The following is a 472-nucleotide window of genomic DNA, read 5'->3' as shown; positions in this document are numbered from 1 at the left end:
CGGCGTGGAGACCAGCACGGCGGAGCAAGTCGATGCCGACGCGCAGGTCGCCGCTATCGGCAGTGAACTCGGCGACTTTATCGAGTTCCGGCGCGCCGATGACATCCTCGTGGAAACCGCGTTTGGTCCGGCCGCGGAGGATATCGACGATTTCGTCCACGTCGTAGCGCGGGAAAAACACCTCTTCGGGCCGGAAGACGCTCTGGACGCGCCCGTCGAGTTCGTCGATGACATCGAGCGAGAGGTCCGACGAGATGATGATGACACCGATACGCGCCCCGGAGTGCGCCTCGTGGGCGCGAAGGAGCGAGTAGAGCGTATCGGAGGCCTCGTTCTCGTAGAACAGGTAATTCACATCGTCGAGGGCGACGACGAGCACTTCGTCGTCTTCCACGAGACGGTCGGTAATCTGGCCGAACAACTTCTTGAACGAGATACCCGACGACGGGGGTTCGTACTCGAAGATATGCTC

General features: G+C 61.2%; 1 pseudogene. It reads right to left on the bottom strand.

Annotated features, from left to right (window positions below):
• Positions 1-472 (bottom strand): annotated as a pseudogene (cdc6, locus tag DVK06_RS17560) (cell division control protein 6); the annotation flags it as partial.

This window comes from Halorubrum sp. Atlit-28R (assembly GCF_003665955.1).
In the GTDB taxonomy this organism is placed as follows: domain Archaea; phylum Halobacteriota; class Halobacteria; order Halobacteriales; family Haloferacaceae; genus Halorubrum; species Halorubrum tropicale.
The sequence above is the reverse complement of the archived record's forward strand: the minus strand, read 5'-3'. Positions and strand labels throughout refer to the sequence as shown.